This window comes from Pseudomonas caspiana (assembly GCF_002158995.1).
Lineage (GTDB): Bacteria > Pseudomonadota > Gammaproteobacteria > Pseudomonadales > Pseudomonadaceae > Aquipseudomonas > Aquipseudomonas caspiana.
The window spans coordinates 146,035-153,552 of record NZ_LOHF01000013.1; the positions used below are offsets into that span (position 1 = coordinate 146,035).

Here is a 7,518-nt window from a genome sequence, read left to right on the forward strand (position 1 = left end):
GTCCTATCGCCGAGCTGTAATTTCCGGATGATCATTTTGAAAAAGACATGGGCCTTGCCCTTTTTTCTGTTCGTCGCGTTGTGGGTCAGCGGCTGTTCGCACGTTCACATTCCCAACGAGCCCAGTCAGGCACTGCCGCCAACGGATTCGGCGTTTGGCCGTTCGGTTCAGGCGATGGCTCAGCCCCATGAAGGGCGCTCTGGCTTTCGCTTACTGTCCAACAGCACCGAAGCCTTTATGGCGCGTGCCGAACTGATCCGCAATTCTCGTACCAGCCTGGATTTGCAGTACTACATTGTCCACGACGGATTGAGCACCCGCGCCTTGATTGATGAGTTGCTCAAGGCGGCAGATCGCGGTGTTCGCGTGCGCATCCTGCTGGACGACACCACCAGTGACGGACTGGATCACTCCATTGCTACCCTGGCAGCGCATCCCAACATTCAGATTCGATTGTTCAACCCCCAGAGCCTAGGGCGCGAGACCGGCGTAACCCGCAGCGTGGGACGATTGATGAATCTGTCGCGGCAGCATCGGCGCATGCACAACAAGCTGTGGCTGGCGGACAGCAGCGCGGCCATCGTGGGTGGGCGCAATTTGGGTGATGAATACTTCGACGCCGAAGAAAACCTGAATTTCACCGACATCGACATGCTCAGCGTCGGTCCGGTAGCCGAGCAGCTTGGGCACAGTTTTGATCAGTACTGGAACAGCACCCTGAGCAAGCCCATTGCCGAGTTTATGTATTTCCTGCCGACGACTCGCGATCTGGCCAAGGCGCGCAAACGTCTGGAGGCATCGCTTGTCGAGTCGCAGCATAAACACAAGGCGCTGTATGACCGCCTGATGGCTTATCAGAAAAATCCGCGCCTTAAAATCTGGTTCAACGAGTTGATCTGGGCGCACAACCAGGCCCTGTGGGATGCACCCACCAAAGTGCTGGCGCGTGGCGAGCCTGACCCGCATCTGCTCCTGACCACGCAACTGGCGCCTGAGCTGCTCAACGCCAACAAGGAGTTGATACTGGTTTCTGCCTACTTCGTTCCCGGTGAAGAAGGTTTGCTGTATCTGACCGGGCGTGCCGATGCCGGGGTTTCGGTCAGTTTGCTGACCAACTCGCTAGAGGCCACTGACGTGCCAGCGGTGCACGGCGGTTATGCGCCTTATCGCAAGGCGTTACTGGAGCACGGTGTGAAACTGTTCGAAATGCGCCGCCAGCCGGGCGATCCCGGCAGTGACAGCGGCGGCAGCGGGCCTCATCTGTTCAGCAAAGGCGGCACGTTTGGCGGTGGTTCGGACTCTAGCCTGCACAGTAAGGCGATGACGTTTGATCGCCGTAAAGTGTTCGTGGGCTCCTTCAACTTCGACCCGCGCTCGGTGCTGTGGAACACCGAAGTCGGTGTACTGGTGGACAGCCCTGAACTGACCGAAGCGCTGCGCGATCTGGCGTTGCAAGGCATGCAGCCCACTGTGAGTTATGAAGCGAAGCTGGAAGACGGCAAAGTGGTGTGGGTCACCGAAGACGACGGCAAAATGCACACCCTGTACAAAGAGCCCGGCGATACCTGGCGTCGCTTGAATGCATGGTTCAGTCGGGTCGTTGGCCTGGAGAAAATGCTCTAGGCCGTCGCTGCCGGTTGAACCCCGAACGCTCCGCGTCGCAATGACAGGATCACCAGACCAAACGCTCCCGCTGCCATCAACAGCGGCAGCGCCTGACCGCTGACCCATTGGCTGCCGGCCCCGGCGGCCAATGGCCCCAGCAAACAACCGATTCCCCATAGCTGCGCCACATGCGCATTGGCGCGAACCAGTGCGTCATCGCGAAAGCGTTCGCCGATGAGAATCAGCGACAGGGTGAACAAACCGCCTGCGCTGGCCCCGAACAGCACCCACAGCGGCCAGATCAGCACGGTATTTACCAGCAGCGGCACCAGCAGACTTGAAACCATCAAGGCCACCGCGCAGCTTGAAAATAGCGTGCGCCGCGAAACCTTGTCGGCCAGTGCGCCAATCGGTAATTGCAGAAGCGCGTCGCCCACGACTACGGTGCTGATCATCGCCAAGGCGATTTCCGGGGTGAAGCCCTGGCGCAGGCAATAGATCGGCAGCAAGGTCAGGATTAGCGCTTCGAATGCAGCGAACAGGGCGACTGCCCAGGCAATTGCGGGCATGGAGCGACAAAAAGCGAACAGGTCGATGAAGGTCACGCGGCATGCATCGGTGCTTGGGGCCCCGCTTCTGCCCAGCAACAAAAACGGCGAAATAATCAGCAGCGCCACGCCGACCCAGAAACCTGTGTCGTGCTCGGTGCCCAATGCGCCAAGCAGCAACGGTCCGGCCAGTTGGCACAAGGCGTACGTGCTGCCGTACAGCGCCACCAGACGGCCGCGCCATTTTTCGATGACGAGTTGGTTGATCCAGCTTTCGCCGAGGATGAACACGATGGTCAGGATCACGCCCAGCATCAGGCGCAGCACCAGCCACACCGAGTAATACGGCAGCAGCGCCAACAGCCCTACGGAAAGCGCGCCAGCCCACAGGCAGCGGCGCATCAGCGCGGCGGTGCCGAAGCGTGCCGCAAGGCCGCTGGCCAGGCTCGCACCGAGCAGCACACCAATAGCGGGCATCGCAGCCATTACGCCAATTGCGAACGAGCCGTAACCCCAGCTTTCCAGTCGCAAAGACACCAGCGGCATGCTGACGCCCAATGCCAGCCCGACGGAAAGTACCGACGCCAGCACCGCGAAATAAGTACCCCAACGCATCACCACGCTCCTGTGGATCAAAAGGCCAAGACGAAACAGCCGGGCTATCCAAGGGAAGCCCGGCTGTTTTGAAGCAAATCACCACTCCCTGTAGGAGCTGCCGAAGGCTGCGAACAACGGTGTGTCAGGCTAACCGTTTCGCAGCCTTCGGCAGCTCCTACAGGGCGGCGCGTGTAGCGGTTACAACTTAATCCACGTCGATTTCAGTTCGGTGTACTTGTCGAACGCATGCAGCGACTTGTCGCGGCCGTTGCCCGATTGCTTGAAGCCACCGAATGGCGCAGTCATGTCGCCGCCATCGTACTGATTGACCCATACGCTACCGGCGCGCAACGCTTTGGCAGTCAGGTGGGCCTTGGACAGGTTTGCGGTCCAGACGGCAGCAGCGAGGCCGTAAGGCGTGTCGTTGGCGATCTGGATGGCCTCTTCTGCGGTATCAAACGTCAATACCGACAGAACCGGGCCGAAAATCTCTTCCTGAGCGATCTTCATGGCATTGGTCACGCCGTCGAAAATCGTCGGCTCGACGTAGGTGCCCCCGGTCTCCTGCAGAATGCGCTTGCCACCCACCACCAGTTTGGCGCCATCGGAGTGGCCCGCTTCGATGTAAGACAGCACAGTGTTCATCTGCTGAGTATCCACCAGTGCGCCAACCGTCGTGGCCGGGTCCAGCGGGTTGCCCGGCTTCCAGCTCTTCAGCGCTTCAATGACCATGGGCAGGAATTTGTCCTTGATCGAGCGCTCAACCAACAAGCGCGAACCTGCGGTGCAGACCTCGCCCTGGTTGAACGCGATAGCGCTGGCAGCGGATGCAGCAGCAGCCTGCAAGTCAGGCGCATCGGCAAAGACGATGTTCGGGCTTTTGCCGCCCGCTTCCAGCCAGATGCGTTTCATGTTCGATTCGCCGGAGTACACCAGCAACTGCTTGGCGATTTTCGTCGAGCCGGTGAACACCGCCGTGTCGACATCCATGTGCAGGGCCAGCGCCTTGCCCACGGTGTGACCATATCCTGGCAGCACGTTGAGCACGCCAGCCGGAATGCCCGCTTCGATCGCCAGTTGGGCAACACGAATGGCGGTCAGCGGAGATTTTTCCGAAGGCTTGAGGATGACGGAGTTACCGCTGGACAGCGCCGGGCCGAGTTTCCAGCTCGCCATCAACAGCGGGAAGTTCCATGGCACGATGGCGGCGACAACGCCTACAGGCTCACGAGTCACCAGGCCGAGTTGGTCATGAGGCGTTGCAGCCACCTCGTCATAGAGCTTGTCGATGGCCTCGCCACTCCAGCTCAACGCGTTCGCAGCGCCAGGGATATCGATGCTGTACGAGTCGCTGATCGGCTTGCCCATGTCCAGGGTTTCCAGCAGGGCCAACTCTTCGACGTTTTTATTGATCAGTGCGGCAAAGCGCAACATGGCGGCCTTGCGCTTGGCCGGCGCCATTCGCGACCAGACACCGGAATTGAATGTCTTGCGAGCGCTTTCAACGGCGCGTTGAGCGTCCGCGGCGTCACAGCTGGCGACTTTGGCCAGCAGACGGCCATCGACCGGGCTGATGCATTCGAATGTCTCACCGGAAGCGGCGTCGGAGTACTCGCCATTGATAAACGCGCGGCCTTCGATCTTCAGGTCCTTGGCGCGTTTCTCCCAGTCAGCGTGGGTCAGGGTGGTCATGCGTATGTCCTCCGCTTGTATCGATTAGGGTGTGCGTGGAGGGTAGATTTGTGCAAAAAATAAACAATCTGCAACCTACCGCTACCAGGCAACGGCACTCACCACCCTAAACCAGTGATCTGGCGATTTCCAATATCTTTGACATAACGGGCCTGAATCCCGCCATCTTGTTCGATTTATGCAACATCCAGACGCGGGCCTTTGGCACTATTGGCCGTGCACTTCGTCAAACCTGCAACGCATCTACCGCGAGGGTAAGAAATGACTATCGACAGCATCGTGGATTTCAGCGAAGCCGGCACCGAAGCTGAACGCTATCGTCCTGCGCCGGAAAAAATCTTCAAGGGCGACCCTGAACAGACAATCTACAACCACTACAACAGCCCCTGCGGACAAATGAACGCGGGTGTCTGGGAAGGCGAAGTCGGTCAGTGGTCGGTCAATTACACCGAGCATGAATACTGCGAAATCGTGCAGGGCGTTTCGGTGTTGCGCGACGACGCGGGCGGGTCGAAAACCCTGCGTGCGGGAGATCGCTTTGTGATTCCGGCAGGCTTCAAAGGCACATGGGAAGTGCTGGAGCACTGCCGCAAAATCTATGTGGTGTTTGAAGCGAAAGCCTGACTTTTCCATCAGACACAAAAAAGCCCGCATCGCTGCGGGCTTTTTCGTAAAGAAGAAAAATCAATTACTTGATTTTGCCTTCTTTGTAGATCACGTGCTTGCGAACAACCGGATCGAATTTTTTGATTTCGATTTTGTCCGGAGTGGTGCGCTTGTTCTTGTCGGTCGTGTAGAAGTGACCGGTACCAGCACTAGAAATCAATCGGATCAATTCACGCATGATCTTCTCCCTTAAATTTTGCCGTCGCGACGGAGTTCAGCGAGCACAACAGTGATGCCACGCTTGTCGATGATACGCATGCCTTTAGCAGATACGCGCAGACGAACAAAACGTTTCTCTTCTTCAACCCAAAAGCGATGATGCTGCAGGTTTGGCAGGAAACGACGACGGGTTTTGTTGTTTGCGTGGGAAATGTTATTCCCAGTCACCGGACCCTTACCGGTAACTTGACAGACTCTCGACATGCCTCAGCCCTCTAAAACCTCATGCCCAACCCGGCATGGGTTGGCCGCTTAATCTCTCAGTCATTTGGCGCCAGGCGCCGCGTTTCTTTAAGGGTCTTACCGGCTACACCTACAGTGAAGGAACCGGGCCCCTAGAAAAGAGCGCTGCTTTATACCAGAAAGGGTTTGGTGTCACAACAGGCAAAGCACTTTACCCCAACATCAGGCAACGCGTTCAGCCCAATGGTCAGGCCGTTGCGGGGGTGCTGGCAAATCTACCGCCGGTCGGGTCGTAACCATTGTTCTGCGTCCAAGCATGGTCTAGGGTAACTCCCTTACCAGACTGCGCCAGCAGATGGGGCCCTTTCTGACAGGAATATAGCCATGCGTCTTGCTGCGATACCGTTTTTGTTAGCTCCCCTGTTGTTCCCGGTAATGGCCAGTGCCGCGACGGCCTTGAGCGTCTGCACTGAAGCCAGCCCTGAAGGCTTTGACGTGGTGCAGTACAACTCGCTGACCACCACTAATGCCTCCGCCGATGTGCTGATGAACCGGCTGGTGGATTTCGACGCGCAGAGCGGCAAGCTGGTGCCAAGCCTGGCGCAAAGCTGGACAGTGTCGCCTGACGGCCTGACCTACGACTTCAAGCTGCGCAAGGGCGTGAAGTTTCACCACACCGACTATTTCACGCCGAGCCGCGAGTTGAATGCGGATGACGTGGTGTTCAGCTTCCAGCGCATGCTTGACCCGCAGAATCCGTGGCACAAGGTCGCTCAGAGCGGCTTCCCTCATGCTCAATCGATGCAGTTGCCTGCGCTGATCAAGAAGATCGATGCACCGGATCCGCTGACTGTGCGCTTTACCCTGGACCACCCGGACTCGACGTTCCTGGCGACGCTGAGCATGGGTTTTACCTCGATCTACTCGGCCGAGTACACCGCGCAACTGCTTAAAGCGGGCACTCCGGAGAAGCTCAACAGCCAGCCGATTGGTACCGGGCCGTTCGTGTTCGAACGTTTCCAGAAAGACGCCGTGGTGCGTTACGAAGCCAACGCGGATTACTTCGCGGGCAAGCCGGGCGTCGACAAACTGATCTACGCCATCACCCCGGACGCCAACGTGCGTTTGCAGCGCATTCGTCGCGACGAGTGCCAGATCACCCTTTCACCGAAGCCGCTGGATATCCAGGAAGCCGCTAAAGACCCGAACCTGAAAGTGGAAAAAACCGAAGCATTCATGACTGCGTTTCTGGCGATCAACAGTCAGCACCCTCCGTTCGACAAAGCTGAAGTGCGGCAAGCGGTCAATCTGGCGTTCGACAAGGATAGCTACCTGAAAGCGGTATTCGAAGGCACCGCCGAAGCTGCCAACGGCCCCTACCCCCCAAACACTTGGAGCTACGCGAAAGATCTGCCCGGTTACAAGCAGGACATCGCCAAAGCCAAAGCGCTGCTGGCCAAGGCCGGCGTGAAGGATGGTTTCAAAACCACTATCTGGACGCGCCCGACCGGTAGCCTGCTCAACCCGAATCCGAACCTGGGCGCGCAGTTGCTGCAAGCGGACCTGGCTAAAGTCGGCATCACCGCTGAAATCAAAGTCATCGAGTGGGGTGAGTTGATCCGTCGCGCCAAGGCTGGCGAGCATGACCTGTTGTTCATGGGGTGGGCTGGCGACAACGGCGACCCGGATAACTTCCTGACCCCGCAGTTCTCCTGCGCGGCCGTGAAGTCCGGTACCAACTTCGCCCGCTACTGTGACGCCACGCTGGACAAGCTGATTAGCGACGGCAAAACCACCAGTGATCAGGCTGCGCGCAGCAAGCTGTATCACCAGGCCCAGCAGCAGATCCAGCAACAGGCACTCTGGTTGCCACTGGCACACCCAACCGCAGCCGTCCTCACCCGCAAAGATGTCAGCGGTTATCAGGTCAGCCCGTTTGGTCGCCAGGACTTCTTCAAGGTGCAGGTTAAATAACCGCAACACGTGATTTGAAATGGAATACGCCCCC

At 58.2% G+C, this 7,518-nt stretch carries 7 protein-coding genes; 3 read left to right on the plus strand and 4 right to left on the minus strand.

Annotation, left to right across the window (positions count from 1 at the left end; all coding sequences use genetic code 11):
* Nucleotides 1–36 precede the first annotated feature (36 nt).
* A complete protein-coding gene (locus AUC60_RS16420; protein ID WP_193441869.1) occupies nucleotides 37–1,623 on the plus strand; it encodes a phospholipase D family protein in 1,587 nt (528 codons plus the stop codon).
* Here AUC60_RS16420 and AUC60_RS16425 read toward each other — a convergent pair.
* Together AUC60_RS16425 and AUC60_RS16430 are read right to left on the minus strand one after the other, a co-directional pair.
* Nucleotides 1,620–2,768 carry an MFS transporter gene (locus tag AUC60_RS16425; protein ID WP_087269582.1) on the minus strand — a complete coding sequence of 383 codons (1,149 nt, stop codon included), beginning with the start codon at nucleotides 2,766–2,768 and terminating at the stop codon, nucleotides 1,620–1,622. The genes AUC60_RS16420 and AUC60_RS16425 overlap by 4 nt on opposite strands.
* A 180-nt stretch (nucleotides 2,769–2,948) precedes the next feature.
* Nucleotides 2,949–4,442: an aldehyde dehydrogenase gene (locus AUC60_RS16430; RefSeq protein ID WP_087269585.1), complete on the minus strand. Its 1,494-nt coding sequence runs from the start codon at nucleotides 4,440–4,442 to the stop codon at nucleotides 2,949–2,951.
* Between the two features lie 261 nt (nucleotides 4,443–4,703).
* Here AUC60_RS16430 and AUC60_RS16435 point away from each other — a divergent pair, with 261 nt between their 5' ends.
* On the plus strand, nucleotides 4,704–5,066 hold the full coding sequence (locus AUC60_RS16435) for a cupin domain-containing protein (protein WP_087269588.1): 363 nt from the start codon (nucleotides 4,704–4,706) through the stop codon (nucleotides 5,064–5,066).
* Nucleotides 5,067–5,130: 64 nt separating this feature from the next.
* Here AUC60_RS16435 and rpmG read toward each other — a convergent pair whose 3' ends face one another.
* Together rpmG and rpmB are read right to left on the minus strand one after the other, a co-directional pair.
* On the minus strand, nucleotides 5,131–5,286 hold the full coding sequence (gene rpmG, locus AUC60_RS16440) for a 50S ribosomal protein L33 (RefSeq protein WP_007894709.1): 156 nt from the start codon (nucleotides 5,284–5,286) through the stop codon (nucleotides 5,131–5,133).
* An 11-nt stretch (nucleotides 5,287–5,297) separates the two neighbouring features.
* Nucleotides 5,298–5,531, minus strand: coding sequence for a 50S ribosomal protein L28 (rpmB, locus tag AUC60_RS16445; RefSeq protein ID WP_007920377.1), 234 nt, complete (start codon nucleotides 5,529–5,531; stop codon nucleotides 5,298–5,300).
* 363 nt (nucleotides 5,532–5,894) lie between these two features.
* Here rpmB and AUC60_RS16450 point away from each other — a divergent pair, with 363 nt between their 5' ends.
* Complete coding sequence (locus AUC60_RS16450; protein ID WP_087269591.1) at nucleotides 5,895–7,484, plus strand: ABC transporter substrate-binding protein; 1,590 nt, start codon at nucleotides 5,895–5,897, stop codon at nucleotides 7,482–7,484.
* Nucleotides 7,485–7,518: the final 34 nt, after the last annotated feature.